The sequence below is a fragment of the Terracoccus luteus genome (genome assembly GCF_003635045.1).
In the GTDB taxonomy this organism is placed as follows: Bacteria; Actinomycetota; Actinomycetes; order Actinomycetales; family Dermatophilaceae; genus Terracoccus; species Terracoccus luteus.
This window is the reverse complement of sequence record NZ_RBXT01000001.1, coordinates 2,977,059-2,995,364: the sequence shown is the minus strand read 5'-3', so window position 1 is coordinate 2,995,364 and position 18,306 is coordinate 2,977,059. Positions and strand designations below refer to the sequence as shown.

Here is an 18,306-nt window from a genome sequence, read left to right as displayed (position 1 = left end):
ACGGGGCGGCCCGGGAGGGCCGCCCCGTCGAGGAGGCACCCCCATGTCAGGTACCACCCTGCCCACCCCAGCGGTGAGGCGATCGCAGAACCCCTCGGGCACTCCCGGCGGCGCCACCCCAGGCCCCGGTGCCGACGGCCGCGGCTCGCGGGCGTCGGCACCGGTCCGGCGATCGAGCCTCGGCAAGCGCCTCGGCCCCTACGGCTACCTCGCCCCGGTCATCGCGCTCATGCTCGTGCTGATGATCCTGCCGGTGGCCGTCGTCATCCGGTACTCGTTCTTCGACAACGTCATCATCAGCCCCACCTCGATCGTCGTCGGCCTCAAGAACTACGTCACGATCCTCACCGACCCGGCCTTTCACACGGCGACGAAGAACACCCTCGTCTTCACCGGCGTCAGCGTCGCGGCGCACCTCGTCATCGGCCTCGGGTTTGCGATGCTGCTCAACTCGACGCTCATCGGCAACCGCACCAAGACGGTCTTCCGCACCATCTTCGTCATGCCGTGGCTGCTCACCGTGGCCATCATCGCCATCCTCTGGCGGCTCCTGCTCGACCCCAACGGCGTCGTCAACTACGGCCTCCAGAGCGTCGGGCTCATCGACGGTCCGGTCGCCTGGTTCAGCGAGCTCAACCTCGCGCTGCCGGCGGTGACGGTGATGAACATCTGGGCCGGCTACCCGTTCTTCATGATCAGCCTGCTCGCCGGCCTGCAGGGGATCTCGACCGACCTCTACGAGGCCGCGGCCGTCGACGGCGCCTCGTGGTGGGGACGGTTCGTGCACGTGACGCTGCCGTCGCTGCGCCCCGTCATCATCAGCATGGCGCTGCTCGACGTCATCTGGACGTCCCAGCAGTTCCCGCTCATCTGGATGACGACCGGCGGCGGACCGCTCGACCGCACCGAGATGCTCAGCACCTATACCTACAAGCTCGCCTTCAGCGAGTACCAGTTCGCCCAGGCCGCCGCCAGCGCCGTGATCATGCTCGTCATCGCCCTGGTGCTCGCCGTCCTGTACGTCCGCCACCAGCGAGCGAGGGACTGACCATGACCCAGTACACCGTGAGCCCCCGCGCCACGACGCCGACGTCGTCGGGCTCGTCGGGCTCGTCGGGCACGGACCCCGCCGGCCCCACCCACCCCGCCACCCCGGCATCCGGTGGGCGCGACCCCCGACACGCGAAGCGGATGCTGCTCAAGGTCGGTGCCGTGCTCGGCCTCCTGCTCGGGGCCTGCTTCGCCGGCCTGCCGATCCTCTGGATGGTGTCGAGCTCGTTCAAGGCGAACAGCGAGATCTTCGCCTACCCGCCGAAGCTCATCACCGAGAACTTCTCCTTCGCCGCGTACACGAGCGTATTCACCGACCCGACGAAGCTGCGGTTCTTCTTCAACAGCTACTTCATCGCGAGCGTCGTGACGGTGCTGACGCTCGTCGTCGCCATCCTCGCGGCGTACGCGTTCAGCCGCTTCCAGTTCCGGGGCAAGACGCTCATCAACATCGTCATCATCGGCATCCAGGCCGTCCCGCCGATCACGCTGCTCATCCCGTACTTCGGCCTCATCGTCGCGCTGCGGTCTACAACAGCTACCAGGGTCTGATCCTCACCTACATGGTGTTCACGCTGCCCTACGCGATCATCATGATGACGGGCTACTTCAACACCCTGCCTCGCGAGCTCGACGAGGCCGCGCGGGTCGACGGGACCTCGAGCTTCGGCGCGCTGTGGCGCATCCTCGTGCCGATCTCGCTGCCGGGCATCGTCTCGGTCGCCGTGTACACGTTCATGATCGCGTGGAACGAGTACCTCTTCGCGCTCACCCTCACCCGCACCGACGACATGCGCACGGTGCCCATCGGCATCCAGCTGCTCATGGGCCAGCACTCGTACGAGTGGAGCGAGATGATGGCGATGAGTGTGCTGGGCAGCGTGCCGGTCCTGGTCCTGTTCGTCTTCTTCCAGAAGTTCTTCATCGGCGGCATGACCGCCGGCGCCGTGAAGAGCTGACCTCCGCCTCGCCCCGCGTCGAGCGGCGGCGACCCACCAGCCCGAACACCCATCAGAGAGAGACGAATCCATGCTCGTCAACGGAGTCAAGCTCCTGCAGGTCGCCCGCGAGAACCAGTTCGCGGTGCCGGCCTTCAACATCAGCGACCACGCGATGGCGAAGGGCATCTTCGAGATCTGCGAAGAGACCGAGTCGCCGCTCATCGTGGCCATCCACCCCGACGAGGTCAGCCACGTCGGCGCCGACTTCCTCCCCGCGGTGCTGAGCCGAGCGCTGCGCTCGACCGTCCCGGTCGCGGTGCACTGGGACCACGGCGCCACGTACGAGGAGGCGCTGCGGGCCATCCAGCTCGGCTTCACCTCCGTCATGATCGACGCCTCGCTCAAGCCCTTCGACGACAACGTCGCCGTCTCGAAGCAGGTGGCCCACGCCGCCCACGCCGTCGACGTCAGCGTCGAGGCCGAGCTCGGCACCATCGGCAAGACCGACGACGAGGCCGAGGCCGGCACCGACTCCATCGTCTACACCGACCCCGACGACGCGGTCCGCTTCGTCGGGCTCACCGGCATCGACAGCCTGGCCGTCGCCGTCGGCACCTGCCACGGCCTCTACCCCGACTGGATGAAGCCCGAGATCAAGCTCGACCTGCTCGAGCGCATCGAGGCCGCCGTCGCCATCCCGCTCGTGCTGCACGGCGGCTCGGGCAACCCCGACGAGGAGATCGCCAAGTCGGTCATGCACGGCGTCGCCAAGATCAACATCAGCAGCGACATCAAGGTGGCCTACCACGACAAGATGCGCGAGGTGCTCGCGGACACCAAGCTGCGCGAGCCGAACTCGATCCAGCCGCCGTGCATCGAGGCCATGAAGGTCACGGCCGCGCACAAGATCGAGCTGTTCAACGCGAGCGGCCAGGCTGCCCTGTATTGAGCACTCCCGTGACGGCGGTCGCCCCGGTCGTCTCGCCACACGCCGGCGAGGTCGTGCTCGGTTTCGGAGCCGCGATAGACCGCGAGATCGTCTGGGATGCCGTGGTGCTGGGCGATCTCGCCCGGCACCACGGCGTCGGGCCGGACGACCTGACAGCGGTCGGGCCGATCCGTACCGAGCGTGACCTCGTCGCCTCGGTGCTGGGCTACCTCGCCCGCGGGGCCGGCGGCGAGCGCCACGTCGAGGGCGCCGAGGTCATCGGCGCGTTCTGCGAGCGGTTCGACGGCGAGACCTCGCTCGGCGGCACGTGCGTCCGGGCCGCATCGGCCATGGCGCGGGTGGGGGTACCGGCCACGGTGCACCTGTCGTTCGTCGACGACGACGTGCTCGCCCTGCTGCCCCCGGGCGCGGCGCACCTCGTCGGGGAGAACGACGCCGAGTACCACCCGCACCTCATCGTGCAGTACCCGAGCGGGGCCCGGGTCGTCACCGACCGCCTTGACCTCTTCGCCCCCCGGGCCAACCGGATCATCTACGTCAACGACCCCGCCAACGAGCGGATCGCCCTGTCGGATGGTCTCGTCGGCGCGGTGGCGTCGGCCGAGGTCGTGCTCGTGTCGGGCCTCAACGCCCTGCGCACCGACGAGGACCTCCAGCCCCGGCTCCGGCACGTCGAGGCGGCCCTGGCGCACGCCGACACGGACGCCCTCGTCATGTACGAGGACGCCGGCTTCCACGAGCCGCACCTCGCCGAGGTCGTTCGGCGCCGGCTCGTGCCGCTCGTCGACGTCTACAGCCTGAGCGACGAGGAGCTCGCGGAGGTGCTGGGCCGGCCCGTCGACCTGCTCGACGCCGACGACGTGCTGGCCGCGGTCACCGAGGTCGCGGGACGCCTGCAGGTGGGCGCCCTCGTCGTGCACTCGCGCCGCTGGGCCCTGGCCGTCGCGGACGACGCGAGGGCGGCGGCCGCCCTGCGGCCGGCCCTGCGGGCGGGTGTCGTGCTCGCGACGGCCCGCTACGCGCACGGGGGAGCGGCGACGCCGACGGACGTGGCCGGCATCCGGACCGCGCTCGACCGTCTGGCCGCTCGCCACGACGGAACCGACGACGTCGTAGGCCGGCTGCAGCAGCTGGCCGGCGGGCTGGTCGCGGTGGTGCCCGTCCCCCTCGTCGACGTGCCGACCGCGACGACCGTCGGGCTCGGGGACACCTTCGTCGGCGGCTTCCTCTCCGAGTGCGCGCGGTCGCCCGAGCTGCGACGCGTGGTGTCGCGGAGGGCGGTCGGTCCGTCGTGAGCGCCGACGTGACTGCCGTCGACACACCGTGGGTGCAACGGGCGACGCACCGGCAGTGGGCGGTCGACCGGTTCGGGCGCATGCTCGACTTCGTCGTCGCGAGCGCCGCCCCCGGTGGGGGCTTCGAGTACCTCGGGGGGGACCGGCGCCCGCTGCCGGGGCGTGCGCCGACCCTGCTGCTGACGGCCCGCATGGCGCACGCCGCCTCGCTCGGCAGCGTGCTCGGCCTGCCCGGGTCGGAGGCGCTGCTGCGGCACGCCCTCGACTCGCTGGCCGGTCCGTTCCGCGACGCCGAGCACGGCGGCTGGTTCGGCACGCTGGCGACGGATGCGGCGACGGATGCGGCGGCGGGCGACGGAGGCGAGGGCCGTGGGCGCAAGGCGGCCTACGAGCACGTCCACGTCGTCCTCGCCGCGTCGTCCGCGCTGGCGGCCGGGGTGCCGGGCGCGCGCGAGCTGCTCGACGAGGCGCTCGACGTGGTCGGGACCCGGTTCTGGGTCGAGGCCGACGGCGCGCTGTCCGAGTCGTTCGCGGCCGACTGGAGCGACCCCGAGCCCTACCGCGGCGCCAACGCGAACATGCACGGGGTCGAGGCGTTCCTCGCCGCCGGAGACGCCCTCGGCGACGACAGGTGGCACGAGCGGGCGCTGCGCGTCTGCGAGCGGCTCGTGGACCGCCATGCGCGCGAGCACGGCTGGCTGCTCCCGGAGCACTTCGACGAGCGGTGGGTGGAGCAGCCCGACCACAACGTCGACGACCCCGACCACCCCTTCCGACCCTACGGCGCGACGTACGGCCACTCCCTCGAGTGGGCCCGGCTGCTGTGCGCCCTGCACGCGTCACCGCGCGTCGAGACCCCCGGCTGGGTGCTCGACTCGGCGGCGGCGCTGACGCGGACGGCGTTGTCCGCGTGGGGAGTCGACGGTCGGGAGGGACTGGTCTACACCGTCGACTGGCAGCGGCGCCCCGTGTCGACGGTGCGGCTGCACTGGCCGGTGTGCGAGGGCATCCAGGCCACGGCGGCGCTGCGGGCGCTCACCGGCGACGACGAGTGGGAGCGGTGGTACCGGCGTCTTTGGGACCACGCGGCACGGTTCTTCGTGGCCCCCGACGGCAGCTGGGTCAACGAGCTCGACGAGAACGGCGACGAGGGCTTCGCGGTGTGGCCGGGTCGACCAGACGTCTACCACGGGGCCGGCGCCTACCTCGCCCCGCTGCTGCCGGTGTGGCCGTTCATGACGGTGGCCGCGGCCGAGGGGGCGCTGACGCGCGACCAGAGCGCGACCCACCTGGCCGGCGAGGTGGGTCGGCCGGTGCGCTGACGAGCCACCTGGGCCCCGGCGACGGGCGGCCGTCGTTCGACGGGCGGGCCTCTGTCGGCGCAGGGTGGCAGGCTGTGCGGTGATGGCAACCAAGGACGGCACGGCCGGCACCGGAGGCACGGGCGGTCGCGGGGCGGACGGCGCCCGCGGCCCCGTCGACGTGCTCGAGCGCTTCTCGCCGGCGACCGCCGAGTGGTTCCGCAACAGCTTCGCGCTGCCGACCGCGGCGCAGGCCGGTGCGTGGGACGCCATCAGCTCGGGCCACCACTGCGTCGTCGTCGCGCCGACCGGCTCGGGCAAGACGCTCTCCGCCTTCCTCTGGGCCATCGACCGCATGGCCAGCCGACCGGTGCCCGAGAAGGCGATCGAGCGGTGCCGGGTGCTCTACATCTCGCCGATGAAGGCGCTCGCCGTCGACGTCGAGCGCAACCTCCGCGCCCCCCTCGTCGGCATCGGCCACGCCGCCGAGCGCCTCGGGGTCACCCCGCCCGACATCACCGTCAGCGTGCGCTCGGGCGACACGCCCGCGGCCGACCGCCGCACCTTCGCCCGCACCCCCTCCGACGTGCTCATCACGACGCCGGAGTCGCTCTTCCTCATGCTCACCTCGGCCGTGCGCGAGGCCCTCCAGGGCGTCGAGACCGTCATCATCGACGAGGTCCACGCCGTCGCCGGCACGAAGCGCGGTGCCCACCTCGCCCTCAGCCTCGACCGCCTCGACGCCCTGCTGCCCCAGCCCGCCCAGCGCGTGGGGCTCTCGGCCACCGTGCGACCCGTCGAGGAGGTCGCCCGCTACCTCGCCGGCGGTCGCCCGGTCGACATCGTGCAGCCGGTCTCGACGAAGGAGTGGGACCTCGAGGTCGTCGTGCCCGTGCCCGACATGGCCGAGCTGAGCGGCGCGGCCGAGGTCTCGCCGGGCGTACCCGACCTCAGCGGCCCGGCCGCGGGCCAGGCGCCGCAGGCCTCGATCTGGCCCCACGTCGAGCAGCGGATCGTCGACCTCATCACCGAGCACAGCTCGACGCTCGTCTTCGCCAACTCGCGCCGGCTGGCCGAGCGGCTCACCTCACGTCTCAACGAGATCTGGGAGGAGCGGCTGGCCGAGTCCGAGGCCGCCGAGGCCGCCGAGGCCGCCGCGGGGGAGGAGTCGCCCGACGGCACCCCACCCGGGGAGGGCGCCACCCGGCATCCGGATGCCGGTGGGTCGGCCCCCGCCCGCACCGTGACCCGGGCGCCCGCCCAGGTGATGGCCCAGGCGGGCGTCGCCACGGGCGCGGCGCCGGTGCTGGCGCGCGCGCACCACGGCTCGGTGAGCAAGGAGCACCGGTCGGCCATCGAGGAGGACCTCAAGGCGGGGCGTCTGCCGGCGGTCGTGGCCACGAGCAGCCTCGAGCTGGGCATCGACATGGGCGCCATCGACCTCGTCATCCAGGTCGAGAGCCCGCCGAGCGTGGCGAGCGGCCTGCAGCGCGTCGGGCGCGCCGGGCACCAGGTCGGCGCGGTGAGCGAGGGGGTGCTGTTCCCGAAGTTCCGCGGCGACCTCGTGCAGACGGCCGTCGTCGTCGAGCGCATGCGGGCGGGGGCGATCGAGAGCCTGCGCATCCCGGCGAACCCGGTCGACGTCCTGGCCCAGCACATCGTAGCGATGTGCGCGATGGACGAGTGGTCGGTGGCCGACCTCGAGGCGCTGGTGCGGCGCTCGGCGAGCTTCGCCGCCCTGCCGCACACGGTGCTCGAGGCGACGCTCGACATGCTCGCGGGTCGCTATCCCAGCGACGAGTTCGCCGAGCTGCGTCCGCGCATCGTCTGGGACCGTGTCACCGACGTGCTGTCGGGCCGGCGCGGCGCCCAGCGACTGGCGGTGACGAGCGGTGGCACCATCCCCGACCGCGGTCTCTACGGCGTGTTCCTCGCCTCGGGGGACGGGCCGGGGCGACGCGTCGGCGAGCTCGACGAGGAGATGGTCTACGAGTCGCGGGTCGGTGACGTCTTCACCCTCGGCACGTCGTCGTGGCGCATCGAGGACATCACGCACGACCGGGTGCTCGTCACACCGGCGCCGGGGCAGGCCGGCAAGCTGCCGTTCTGGAAGGGCGACCAGCAGGGTCGCCCGGCCGAGCTGGGGCGGGCCGTGGGGGCCTTCATCCGTGAGATCGTCGGGCTCACCCCCGAGCGGGCCCGCGACCGGGTGCGCACCGCGGGCCTCGACGAGTGGGCGGCCGACAACCTGCTCGGCTACCTCAACGAGCAGCGCGAGGCGACGAGCCACGTCCCCGACGACCGCACCATCGTCGTCGAGCGCTTCCGCGACGAGATCGGTGACTGGCGCGTCGCCGTGCTCTCACCGTTCGGCGGCCAGGTCCACGCACCGTGGGCGCTGTGCGTCGCCGCGCGCATGCGTGAGCGGTTCGGCATCGACGTCCAGGCCATGCACGGTGACGACGGGATCGTCTTCCGCCTGCCCGACCTCGAGTTCGACGACGACGGCTTCGGCGGTGACGACGGCGAGGGCGACGGCGACGGCGTCCGCACGCACCGCCGTATGGGCAACAGCGCCATCGGGCGCCAGCTCGTCGAGCTCGTCACCCTCGAACCCGACGAGGTGCACGCCCTCGTCACGCAGGAGATCGGCGGCTCGGCCCTCTTCGCCGCCCGCTTCCGCGAGTGCGCGGCGCGGGCGCTGCTGCTGCCGCGTCGACGCCCCGACCGCCGTCAGCCCCTGTGGCAGCAGCGACAGCGGGCCGCCCAGCTGCTCGAGGTGGCGAGCCAGTACCCGTCGTTCCCGATCGTGCTCGAGGCCGTGCGCGAGTGCGTCCAGGACGTCTTCGACGTGCCGGGGCTCATCGAGCTCATGACCGACGTCCGGTCGCGGGCCATCACCGTGCTCGACGTCGAGAGCTCGTCACCCTCCCCGTTCGCCAAGTCGCTCGTGTTCGGCTACGTCGCCCAGTACCTCTACGAGGGCGACTCGCCGCTGGCCGAGCGCCGGGCGGCGGCCCTCGCGCTCGACCCGTCGCTGCTGTCCGAGCTGCTGGGCCAGGGGGAGGCGCTGGCCCTGCGCGACCTGCTCGACCCCGAGGCGGTCGCCCGCACCGAGGCCGAGCTGCAGCGGCTGACGCCCGAGCGCGGCGCCCGCGACGCCGACGACGTCAGCGACCTGCTGCGCGTGCTCGGCCCGTTGTCGCTCGCCGACATCGTCGCCCGCGCGGCGGAGGGGTTCGCCCCCGCCGACGTCGAGGCGGCGCTGGCCGCGCTCGAGTCGTCACGGCGCGTCATCGGCGTCCGCGTCGGTGGCGAGCAGCGCTGGGCCGCCATTGAGGATGCCGCCCGGCTGCGTGACGCGCTCGGCACCGCCCTGCCCGTCGGGGTGCCGCAGGCGTTCCTCGAGCCGGTGCCCGACCCGCTGGGCGACCTCGTCGCACGCTTCGCCCGCACCCACGGCCCGTTCACCGTCGCCACCGTCGCGCGGTGGTGGGGCGTCGGCCCGGCGGTCGTGCACGACGCGCTGCGCCGGCTCGTCTCGGCCGGGCGGGCCGTCGAGGGTGAGCTGCTCCCGACCGAGAACGGCGGCGGCCACGGTCCCGAGTTCTGCGACGCCGAGGTGCTGCGGCTGCTGCGGCGGCGTTCGCTCGCGGCGCTGCGGCACGAGGTGGAGCCGGTCGACCGCACGGCGCTGGCGCGGTTCGTGCCGCAGTGGCAGGGGGTCGGCGGCAACCAGCGCGGCCGCGACGGCCTGCTGCGGGCCGTCGAGCAGCTCACCGGTGCCATCGTGCCGGCGAGCTCGCTCGAGACGCTCGTGCTGCCCGCCCGGGTCGGTGACTACCGCCCGGGCCTGCTCGACGAGGTGATGAGCGCCGGCGAGGTCGTCTGGCGCGGTCACGGTTCGCTGCCCGGTGACGACGGGTGGGTCAGCCTTCACCTCGCCGACCAGGCCCATCTGACCCTCCTGCCGCCCGAGTCGAGCGACCTCACCGACGCCGAGGACGCCGTGCTCGACGCCCTCGCTGGCGGCGGCGCCTGGTTCTTCCGTCCGCTGGCGCAGCGGGTCGGGCTCGGTGACCCGGAGGTGCTCGACGCCCTGTGGTCCGTCGCCTGGAGCGGTCGGGTCACCAACGACACGATGGCCCCGTTGCGGGCCCTGCTCGCCGGGGGACGCACGGCGCACAAGCGCACGGTGACGGCGCCGCGGTCGGCACGGTACTCCGGGCGGCGCGGCTCGCTCGGGCGCTTCGGGTTGCTGCGCGGCGCGTTGGCCGCCACCAGCCCCGAGCAGGTCGTCGACGCGGAGGCCAAGGCGCAGGCGGCGGCGTCGGGGGCCGGCCGCGCGGCCGGGTCGGGCCCCTCATCCGGGGTCGGCCGCTGGACGTTGCTGCCGACCGCCGAGACCGACCCCACGGTGCGCGCGGTGACGACGGCCGAGCTGCTGCTCGATCGCTACGGCGTGCTGACCCGGGGGTCGGTCGTGGCCGAGGAGGTCACGGGTGGCTTCGCGGCCGTCTACCGCGTGCTCGCCGCCGCCGAGGAGGCCGGCAAGGTGCGTCGCGGGTACTTCGTCGAGAGCCTCGGGGCGTCACAGTTCGCGACGACCGGTGCCGTCGACCGGCTGCGCTCGCTCTCCCGACTGCCCGGTGGCGCAGACGGCGGTGGCTCCCGTCGCGTCGACCCCGACGAGGGCGACGAGTGGGCGACGCCCGCCGTCGCGGCCCCGGCTGCGGCCGGTCGTGGGGGGCGGCGCGGTGACGACCGCAGCGGACCGCCCGCCCTCGTGCTGGCGGCCAGCGACCCGGCCAACCCCTACGGCGCGGCCCTCGGCTGGCCCGAGCGACCCGTCACCGACGCGGCGGACGGCGAGGCCGACACGTCCTCGAACGGCGACGCCCCGGCCAAGGCGACCTCACGACGCAAGGGCCACCAGCCGGGCCGCAAGGCCGGGGCCCTGGTCGTGCTCGTCGACGGCGAGCTCGTCCTCTACGTCGAGCGTGGCGGCAAGACGATGCTCTGCTGGTCCGACGACGAGGCGCAGCTGCAGCCGGCCGCCGACGCCCTGGCGCTCGCGGTGCGCGAGGGGGCGCTGGGCCGGCTGACGGTCGAGAAGGCCGACGGTGCAGCGGTCCTCGGGTCCGACCACCCGCTCGTCGCCGCCCTGTCGAGCGCCGGGTTCCACATGACCCCCCGCGGCCTCCGCCTCCGCCGCTGACCCGTCGAAAGGCCGAATAGAGGTCATCGAAAGGTCACCTCCCACCGCAGCCCGAACCGTCGAGTGGCCACTTCCCGTCACGACGTCGAACCGTCGAGAGGCCACTTCCCGTCGGTGTGGAGCAACGACGGCGCCTTCCTGCCCACGCGCGCTCTGCCACCATGAGTCGATGAGAGTGCACTCACCCATCGAGGTCGTCGACGCGGCGGTGTCGGCCGCCGTGGTCGGATCGCCGTGGGAGCGACGACCGCCGGTAGAGGAGAACACCGGACCGCCGGACCCCACGGACGGTTCGCCGGACGCACCCTCGGGCGGCGGGATCGTCTGGTGTGCGGCGTTCCCCGCGGTCCTGGCGAACCATCCGGGGTTGCCCCAGTCGTACGACGAGCACCAGAAGGCGCCCTTCGGGTGCGTCGACCTGTGGGTGCACATAGACGACGACGGGACGCTCGAGGCCGTCCTGCTCGAGGGCAGGACTCTAGGCGAAACCCTCGCCGAGACAGGCCGGCCCGACGACGCGATGGAGGCTCACGGGCTCGTCGGCCGGGCCGCCGTCGATGTCGCCGGCCGGCTCGGCGCCCTGGTCGCGGTCATGCTGTCGTCCAGCGCGGCTGACCCGGACGGGCACCCGGGCGGGGGTGGTGCACGTGGCGGCTGACCTGCGCATCCGGCCTGCCAACGAAGTCCCCTTCGACGATCTGCAGGAGGTCTTCGGCGAGCGTGGTCCCGCGCACCGCTGCCAGTGCCAGCGCTTCAAGCTGGCCCGGGGGGAGTCGTTCGGCCGGATGCCGCGTGAGGAGCGGGTGCACCGGTTGCGTCAGCAGACGGCATGCGGTGACCCCGACGCACCGGAGACGAGCGGGCTCGTCGCCCATCTCGACGGCTCTCCGGTCGGGTGGTGCGCGGTGGAGCCCCGCCCGGCGTACGGCGGCCTCGTCCGCAACAGCAGCCGCGCCGTCTGGGTCGGCCGTGACGAGGACCGTCTCGACGACGGCGTCTGGGCCGTCACCTGCGCCTTCGTCCGGCGGGGCTTCCGCCGTGAGGGTGTCTCCACCGCGCTCGTCGCCGCTGCGGTCGACTTCGCCCGGGACCGAGGGGCGCGGGCGCTCGAGGGGTACCCCATGACGAGCACCGACGCGCTCCTCGAGGAGCTGCACCCCGGTCTGCTCGGCAGCTACCTGTCGGCCGGGTTCCGTGAGGTGCTGCGGCCGAGCGTCCGCCGTGTCGTGGTGCGCATCGACTTCTGAGCAGCGACGGGAAGTGGCCTCTCGACGGTGTGGGGGTGTCGGGAAGTGGCCTCTCGACGGGGAGGGGGTACGTCGACCTCGACCGAGACGAGAGGGGGCGACGTGCCCGAGGGCGACACCGTGTGGCGAACCGCCACCCGACTGCACCAGGCGCTCGCCGGCAAGCTCATCGTCGCCAGCGACCTGCGCTGGCCCGACATCGCCACCGCCGACCTCACCGACCGCACGACCATCGAGGTCGTCAGCCGCGGCAAGCACGTGCTGCACCGCATCGAGGGCGGCCTGACCCTGCACTCCCACCTGCGCATGGAGGGCCAGTGGCGCATCGAGGCCACCCCGTCGCTCGCGCCCCGGTGGCGGCGCAACCCGAACCTGCGCGCGCTCGTCTCGGCCACCGACTGGACCGCGCTGGGCATGCGCCTCGGCATGCTCGACCTCGTCCCGACCGACCGCGAGGGTGACCTGGTCGGCCACCTCGGTCCCGACGTCCTCGGGCCGGACTGGGACGCGGAGGCCGCCATCGACAACCTGCTGCGCGCCGACCTCCCCGTCGGCGAGGCCCTGCTCGACCAGCGCAACCTCGCGGGCGTCGGCACGATGTGGTGCGCCGAGACGCTCTTCCTCGAGCGTGTCCCGCCGTGGACCCCGACGACCGAGCTGGGCCGAGAACGGCTGCAGCGCATCGTCGCCCGGGCCCACCGGCTCATCGACAACGGCAAGAACAACGCCGTGCAGACGAGCACCGGCAGCTACCGGCTCGACGAGGCGCACTACGTCCACGCCCGCAGCGGCCGCCCGTGCCGTCGCTGCGGCACCACCGTGCGCGTCGCCCCGATCGGCCAGGAGCCGCGCACCCGCACGATGTTCTACTGCCCCCGCTGCCAGGGCGGCCTCGGCCCCACCGACGACGGCCGCACCCAGCGTCCGCTCGGGTCGGAGGGCAGCTCGAAGCGCTCGCCCCGCGCCCTCTGACCCGTCCGGCGACCGCCATGTGGTCGGTGTGAACTTCCTGCGTCAGACCTGTTCCGCCGCGCCCGCGACGCCCCTACGCTGCTGGGCATCCGACCGACGAAGGAGGGCACCGCATGCCGTCCACGCTGAACCCGTACCTCAACTTCACCGACTCCGCCCGCGCGGCCATGGAGTTCTACCGCGGCATCCTCGGCGGCGAGCTGAGCATCAGCACCTTCGGCGAGTTCGGCACGCCACCGGAGGGGGCGTCCGCCGACGGCGTCATGCACGCCCAGCTCGAGACGCCGGCCGGCTACACCCTCATGGCCTCCGACGCCCCGCCCGGCATGCCGCTCGACGAGGGCTCGTCGATGAGCATCAGCCTCAGCGGTGACGACGCCGACGAGCTGCGCGGCTACTTCGAGAAGCTGGCCGACGGCGGCACCGTGACCGTCCCCCTCGAGAGGCAGATGTGGGGCGACGAGTTCGGCATGGTCACCGACCGGTTCGGCGTCGGCTGGCTCGTCAACATCGCGGGGTCGCAGCCGCCGGACGGCTCCGACAGCGCCGACGGCGCCGAGGCCGCCGGGACCCCGTAGGGAGCCGAGGGGGTCGTCGGCGCCGCCTCGGGGGTGGCGCCGACGACCCCCTCGACCGGATGCCGGTCGGCGGGCAGCCGAGCGACCTCAGGGCTCGTGCGGGGCCCGGCTGACCGGGATTCGGCGGATGTCGGGGGCGCTGAGCCGCTCGGCGTTCGCCTCGGAGTCGGCGAGCTCCTTCTGCGACTCCCGCTCGGCCTCGACCCGGGCCCGGTAGCGCTCGACCTCCTCGAGCTGCCGCGCGTCGTCCCACCCGAGCACGGGCCCGACGACCCGGGCCACGGCCTCGGCGCACTGCACGCCGCGGTCGGGCGTCTCGATCGAGATGCGGGTGCGGCGGGCCAGCACGTCGTCGAGGTGCAGGGCGCCCTCGTGGGTCACGGCGTAGAGCGCTTCGACGGTGAGGTACTCCTCGGCACCGGGGAGCGGATCGTACAGGCTCCGGTCGTCCTCGGAGAGGGCGAACAGCTCGTGCACGAGCGAGCCGTAGCGGTCGAGCAGGTGGGTGATCCTCCAGACCGGGAGGTCCTGGTGGCGGGCGAGCCGGTCGATCTGGTTGACGAGCGCGACGTAGCCCTCGGCCCCCGAGAGGGGGATGTGCTCGGTGACGCTCTCGCCGACGTCACCCCCCACATCCGCGCGGGCGGCGTCCACGGCATCCGCGGCCATGACCCGGTAGGTCGTGTACTTGCCCCCGGCGATCGAGACGAGGCCCGGCTGGGGTCGCGCCACGGCGTGCTCGCGCGAGAGCTGGCTCGTGTCCTCGCTCTCGCCCGACAGCAGCGGCCGCAACCCCGCGTAGACGCCCTGGATGTCGTCGTGCGTCAACGGCACGTTGAGCACGGCGTTGACGTGCTCGAGGAGGTAGTCGATGTCCGCGCGTGTGGCCGAGGGGTGGCTGCGGTCGAGTTCCCAGTCGGTGTCGGTGGTGCCGATGATCCAGTGCGTGCCCCACGGGATGACGAAGAGCACGGAGGTCTCGGTGCGCAGGATCAGCCCGGTCTCGCTGTTGATGCGGTCGCGGCCCACGACGATGTGCACGCCCTTGCTCGCTCGCACGTGGAAGCGGCCGCGCCCGCCCGCCATCGTCTGGATGTCGTCGGTCCAGACGCCCGTGCAGTTGACGACCACCGACGCCTGCACCTGCACCCGTTCGCCCGTCTCGACGTCCTCGACGACCGCCCCGACGATGCGCTCACCCGCCCGGATCAGGTCGACGACCCGTGCCGAGGCGAGCACCCAGGCGCCGTAGGCGGCCGCGGTGCGCACGGTGGTGAGGGTGTGGCGGGCGTCGTCGGCCTGCGCGTCGTAGTAGAGCAGGGCCCCGGTGAGGGCGTCACGGCGCAGTGACGGCGCGATGCGCAGTGCCCCGGTGCGGGTCAGCTGCTTGTGCCGGGGCGTCGAGCGGGCGCCGCCCATCGTGTCGTAGAGCGTGAGTCCCGCTGTGACGTAGGGGCGCTCCCACCCACGCCCGGTCAGCGGGTAGAGGAACGGCACCGGCTTGACGAGGTGCGGGGCGATGCGCGTCAGCATGAGCTCGCGCTCCTTGAGCGCCTCGCGGACGAGGTCGAAGTTCATCTGCTCGAGGTAGCGCAGGCCGCCGTGGAACAGCTTCGACGAGCGGGACGAGGTGCCGGAGCCGAAGTCGCGCTGCTCGACGAGAGCGGTCGACAGCCCGCGCGTGGCGGCGTCGAGCGCGACACCGGCGCCGGTCACCCCGCCACCGACGACGAGGACGTCGAACTTCTTCTCGGCCAACCGCTTCCAGGCTCGGCTCCGGTACTCGGCGTCGAGCCGCACCGCACTGGTCATCTGCGGTCCCTCCTGGTCGTGCTCGTGTGGGGCGACACCCCCACTGACACCACCACTGTAGGAGCAGGTCGTGCGCGGGCGACGGGCGCTACGGTCTGGGCATGACGAGCGAGCAGGCCAGCCACGTCCTCGCCATCGACCAGGGCACGACGAGCACCCGGGCGATGGTCTTCGACCGCAGCGGGCGCGTGGTCGCCGTCGACCAGCGCGAGCACCGGCAGATCCTGCCGCGAGCCGGCTGGGTCGAGCACGACGCGACGGAGATCTGGGCCAACACCCGGGCCGTCGTCGGCGGCGCCCTCGCCGCGGCCAACCTCAACGCCACCTCCATCGTGGCGGTCGGCATCACCAACCAGCGCGAGACGACCGTCGTGTGGGACCGCTCGACGGGCGAGCCGGTGCACCACGCGATCGTCTGGCAGGACACCCGCACGCAGGCCCTGTGCGACGAGCTCGCCGGCGACGAGGGCCCCGAGCGGTTCAAGGCCCGTACGGGCCTGCCCCTCGCGACGTACTTCGCCGGCCCCAAGGTCCGCTGGATCCTCGACCACGTCGAGGGGGCACGCGAACGGGCGGATGCCGGTGAGCTGCTCTTCGGGACCGTCGACACGTGGCTGCTGTGGAACCTCACCGGCGGTGCCGAGCACGACGGGGTGCATGTCACCGACGTCACCAACGCCTCCCGCACGCTCATGATGGACATCCGCACCCTCGACTGGGCCGACGACGTCGTCGAGGCGATGGGCGTGCCCCGGTCGATGCTGCCGGAGATCCGCTCGTCGTCGGAGGAGTACGGCGTCTGCCACCCCGGCATCCTCATCGGGGTGCCGGTGGCCGGCATCCTCGGCGACCAGCACGCCGCGACGTTCGGTCAGGCGTGCCTCGACGTCGGTAGCGCCAAGAACACCTACGGCACCGGCAACTTCATGCTGCTCAACACCGGTGACGAGATCATCGAGAGCCGGCACGGGCTGCTGACGACGCTCTGCTACCGGCTCGGCGAGCAGCCGCCGGTGTACGCCCTCGAAGGCTCGATCGCCGTCACGGGCTCGCTCGTGCAGTGGCTGCGCGACAACCTCGGGCTCATCGACTCCGCCGCCGAGGTCGAGCGGCTGGCCGCCACCGTCGAGGACAACGGCGGCGCCTACTTCGTCCCCGCCTTCTCGGGCCTCTTCGCGCCGCACTGGCGCTCCGACGCCCGCGGGGCGCTCGTCGGCCTCACGCGCTTCGTCAACAAGGGCCACATCGCGCGAGCGGCGTTGGAGGCCACGGCCTTCCAGACCCGTGAGGTGCTCGACGCGATGGAGGCCGACTCGGGCGTGCGCCTCACCGAGCTCAAGGTCGACGGCGGGATGGTCGTCAACGAGACCCTCATGCAGTTCCAGGCCGACCTGCTCGGGGTCGACGTCGTGCGCCCGCGCATCAGCGAGACGACCGCCCTCGGCGCGGCCTACGCGGCCGGTCTCGCCGTCGGCTACTGGGCCTCCACCGACGAGATCCGCGACAACTGGGCCGAGGACCGCCGGTGGTCGCCGTCGCTCGACCCCGCCGAGCGCGAACGTCTCTACCGCACCTGGAAGAAGGCGGTGGAGCGCACGCTCGACTGGGTCGACGACGACACGCGCTGACCGGCATCCGGCCTGGACGACGTTGCGGCGTAGACAAACCCGACCGGGCTCAGGCGGGCTCAGCCGGGCTCAGCCGGGCTCAGCCGAGCGAGGCCACCGCGGCATCGTAGTCGGGCTCCTGACCGATGCTGGGGACGAGCTCGGTGTGCAGCACGCTGCCGTCGCGGTCGAGCACGACGACCGCCCGGGCGAGCAGCCCGCGGAAGCCGCCGTCGGCGAGGGTGACGCCGTAGTCGTCGCCGAAGTCGCACCGGAACGCCGACGCGACGGTGACGTTCTCGATGCCCTCGGCGCCGCAGAAGCGCGCCATGGCGAAGGGCAGATCGTTCGAGACGCAGACGACGGTGGCGTCGTCGAGGCCCGCGGCGATCTCGTTGAAGCGCCGCACGCTCGCAGAGCACACGCCCGTGTCGACGCTCGGGAAGATGTTGAGCACGGTGCGGATGCCGGTCGGCCGGCTGACGTCGTCGCCGAGGTCCGCTCCCGTCAGGGTGAAGTCAGGGGCGGTCGTGCCCACGGCGGGCAGCTCGCCGACGGTGTGGACCTCGGTCTCTCCAAGATGCGTGATGGCCATGGCACGGTTCTAGCACCTGCCGGGCCACCCCTATCGTGGGGGCATGAGCGAGGCCGCCGGTTCACCCTTCACGCCGGAGCAGGAGGAGCGCATCATCGTCACCGCGATGGACCTCGCCCGCGAGGGGCTCACGGCCGAGCTGCTCGACTTCCTCGACCACCGGTTCCCCGTCGACACGCGGGACCACGGCGGCAACACCGCGCTCATGCTGGCGGCGTACCACGGTCACGCCGAGACGGTCCGGGCGCTGCTCGATCGCGGTGCCGACGTCGACCGGCGCAACGACCGCGACCAGTCGCCCGTCGCCGGAGCCCTGTTCAAGGGCGAGGAGGAGATCGTGAGACTGCTCGTCGACGCCGGGGCCGACCTCGACGCCGGCTCGCCGTCGGCCCGCGCCACCGCGGCGATGTTCGGCAGCACCCACCTCATCGAGTCCGAGGGAGCCTGACGTGGCCCGCCCCGAGCAGAAGCCGGCGGGCGGCGCCGCCCGCCGGTTCGCCATCAACCTCATCGGCGTCGTCGGTCTCGTCTACGGCGGGCTCGCCATCGTCAGCTACCTCTTCCAGAGCGCCATCCTCGACTTCACCCAGGCGCCCTACCGCTGGCTGCAGCTCGAGGGGGCGGCCCGGCTCCTGCCGCCCGCGATGGTGCTCGTCGTCTGCCTGTTCGTCGCCTACCTGCTCGAGCGCGGTGCCGACAGCGAGTGACGGCCACGGTCAGCCGTCGCCGGGCGGCCGCTCA

General features: G+C 72.8%; 16 protein-coding genes. 14 read left to right on the top strand and 2 right to left on the bottom strand.

From position 1 onward, the window contains the following. The first annotated feature begins 43 nt into the window (after nt 1–43). From DFJ68_RS13595 to DFJ68_RS13550, 11 genes are all read left to right on the top strand, one after another. Nucleotides 44–1,048 (top strand): carbohydrate ABC transporter permease, encoded by a 1,005-nt coding sequence (locus tag DFJ68_RS13595; RefSeq protein WP_121034012.1) that lies wholly within the window; start codon nt 44–46, stop codon nt 1,046–1,048. Nucleotides 1,049–1,050: 2 nt separating this feature from the next. Beyond that, complete coding sequence (locus DFJ68_RS18790; RefSeq protein WP_245963652.1) at nt 1,051–1,602, top strand: ABC transporter permease family protein; 552 nt, start codon at nt 1,051–1,053, stop codon at nt 1,600–1,602. Nucleotides 1,603–1,613: 11 nt separating this feature from the next. Next, entirely contained in the window at nt 1,614–2,009 is a 396-nt protein-coding gene (locus DFJ68_RS18785; protein WP_245963651.1) for a carbohydrate ABC transporter permease, read from the top strand. Between the two features lie 70 nt (nt 2,010–2,079). Beyond that, nucleotides 2,080–2,940, top strand: coding sequence for a ketose-bisphosphate aldolase (locus tag DFJ68_RS13585; RefSeq protein ID WP_121034010.1), 861 nt, complete (start codon nt 2,080–2,082; stop codon nt 2,938–2,940). Continuing rightward, entirely contained in the window at nt 2,937–4,235 is a 1,299-nt protein-coding gene (locus DFJ68_RS13580) for an ADP-dependent glucokinase/phosphofructokinase (protein ID WP_170165775.1), read from the top strand. Before DFJ68_RS13585 ends, DFJ68_RS13580 begins: the two co-directional genes overlap by 4 nt. Continuing rightward, nucleotides 4,232–5,557 carry an AGE family epimerase/isomerase gene (locus tag DFJ68_RS13575; protein ID WP_147431588.1) on the top strand — a complete coding sequence of 442 codons (1,326 nt, stop codon included), beginning with the start codon at nt 4,232–4,234 and terminating at the stop codon, nt 5,555–5,557. Before DFJ68_RS13580 ends, DFJ68_RS13575 begins: the two co-directional genes overlap by 4 nt. An 82-nt stretch (nt 5,558–5,639) precedes the next feature. After that, a complete protein-coding gene (locus DFJ68_RS13570; RefSeq protein WP_121034004.1) occupies nt 5,640–10,754 on the top strand; it encodes an Lhr family helicase in 5,115 nt (1,704 codons plus the stop codon). Between the two features lie 367 nt (nt 10,755–11,121). Beyond that, on the top strand, nt 11,122–11,412 hold the full coding sequence (locus DFJ68_RS18525; protein WP_211333511.1) for a hypothetical protein: 291 nt from the start codon (nt 11,122–11,124) through the stop codon (nt 11,410–11,412). Beyond that, a complete protein-coding gene (locus tag DFJ68_RS13560; protein WP_245963650.1) occupies nt 11,402–12,001 on the top strand; it encodes a GNAT family N-acetyltransferase in 600 nt (199 codons plus the stop codon). The genes DFJ68_RS18525 and DFJ68_RS13560 overlap by 11 nt, the downstream gene beginning before the upstream one ends. Before the next feature lie 102 nt (nt 12,002–12,103). After that, nucleotides 12,104–12,973, top strand: a complete 870-nt coding sequence (locus tag DFJ68_RS13555; RefSeq protein WP_121033998.1) for a DNA-formamidopyrimidine glycosylase family protein — start codon at nt 12,104–12,106, stop codon at nt 12,971–12,973. Between the two features lie 113 nt (nt 12,974–13,086). Next, complete coding sequence (locus DFJ68_RS13550; RefSeq protein WP_121033996.1) at nt 13,087–13,551, top strand: VOC family protein; 465 nt, start codon at nt 13,087–13,089, stop codon at nt 13,549–13,551. An 87-nt stretch (nt 13,552–13,638) separates the two neighbouring features. On the opposite strand, the gene DFJ68_RS13545 is transcribed toward DFJ68_RS13550, so the two are convergent. Continuing rightward, a complete protein-coding gene (locus DFJ68_RS13545; protein WP_121033994.1) occupies nt 13,639–15,363 on the bottom strand; it encodes a glycerol-3-phosphate dehydrogenase/oxidase in 1,725 nt (574 codons plus the stop codon). Between the two features lie 101 nt (nt 15,364–15,464). Here DFJ68_RS13545 and glpK point away from each other — a divergent pair, with 101 nt between their 5' ends. Then, entirely contained in the window at nt 15,465–16,991 is a 1,527-nt protein-coding gene (glpK, locus tag DFJ68_RS13540; protein ID WP_121033992.1) for a glycerol kinase GlpK, read from the top strand. Between the two features lie 79 nt (nt 16,992–17,070). Here glpK and tpx read toward each other — a convergent pair whose 3' ends face one another. After that, nucleotides 17,071–17,565, bottom strand: coding sequence for a thiol peroxidase (gene tpx / locus DFJ68_RS13535; RefSeq protein WP_121033990.1), 495 nt, complete (start codon nt 17,563–17,565; stop codon nt 17,071–17,073). 43 nt (nt 17,566–17,608) lie between these two features. On the opposite strand from tpx, the gene DFJ68_RS13530 reads away from it, so the two are divergent. Then, nucleotides 17,609–18,013, top strand: coding sequence for an ankyrin repeat domain-containing protein (locus DFJ68_RS13530; RefSeq protein ID WP_121033988.1), 405 nt, complete (start codon nt 17,609–17,611; stop codon nt 18,011–18,013). Nucleotide 18,014: 1 nt separating this feature from the next. Then, on the top strand, nt 18,015–18,272 hold the full coding sequence (locus DFJ68_RS13525) for a hypothetical protein (protein WP_121033986.1): 258 nt from the start codon (nt 18,015–18,017) through the stop codon (nt 18,270–18,272). The last annotated feature ends 34 nt before the right edge of the window (nt 18,273–18,306 follow it).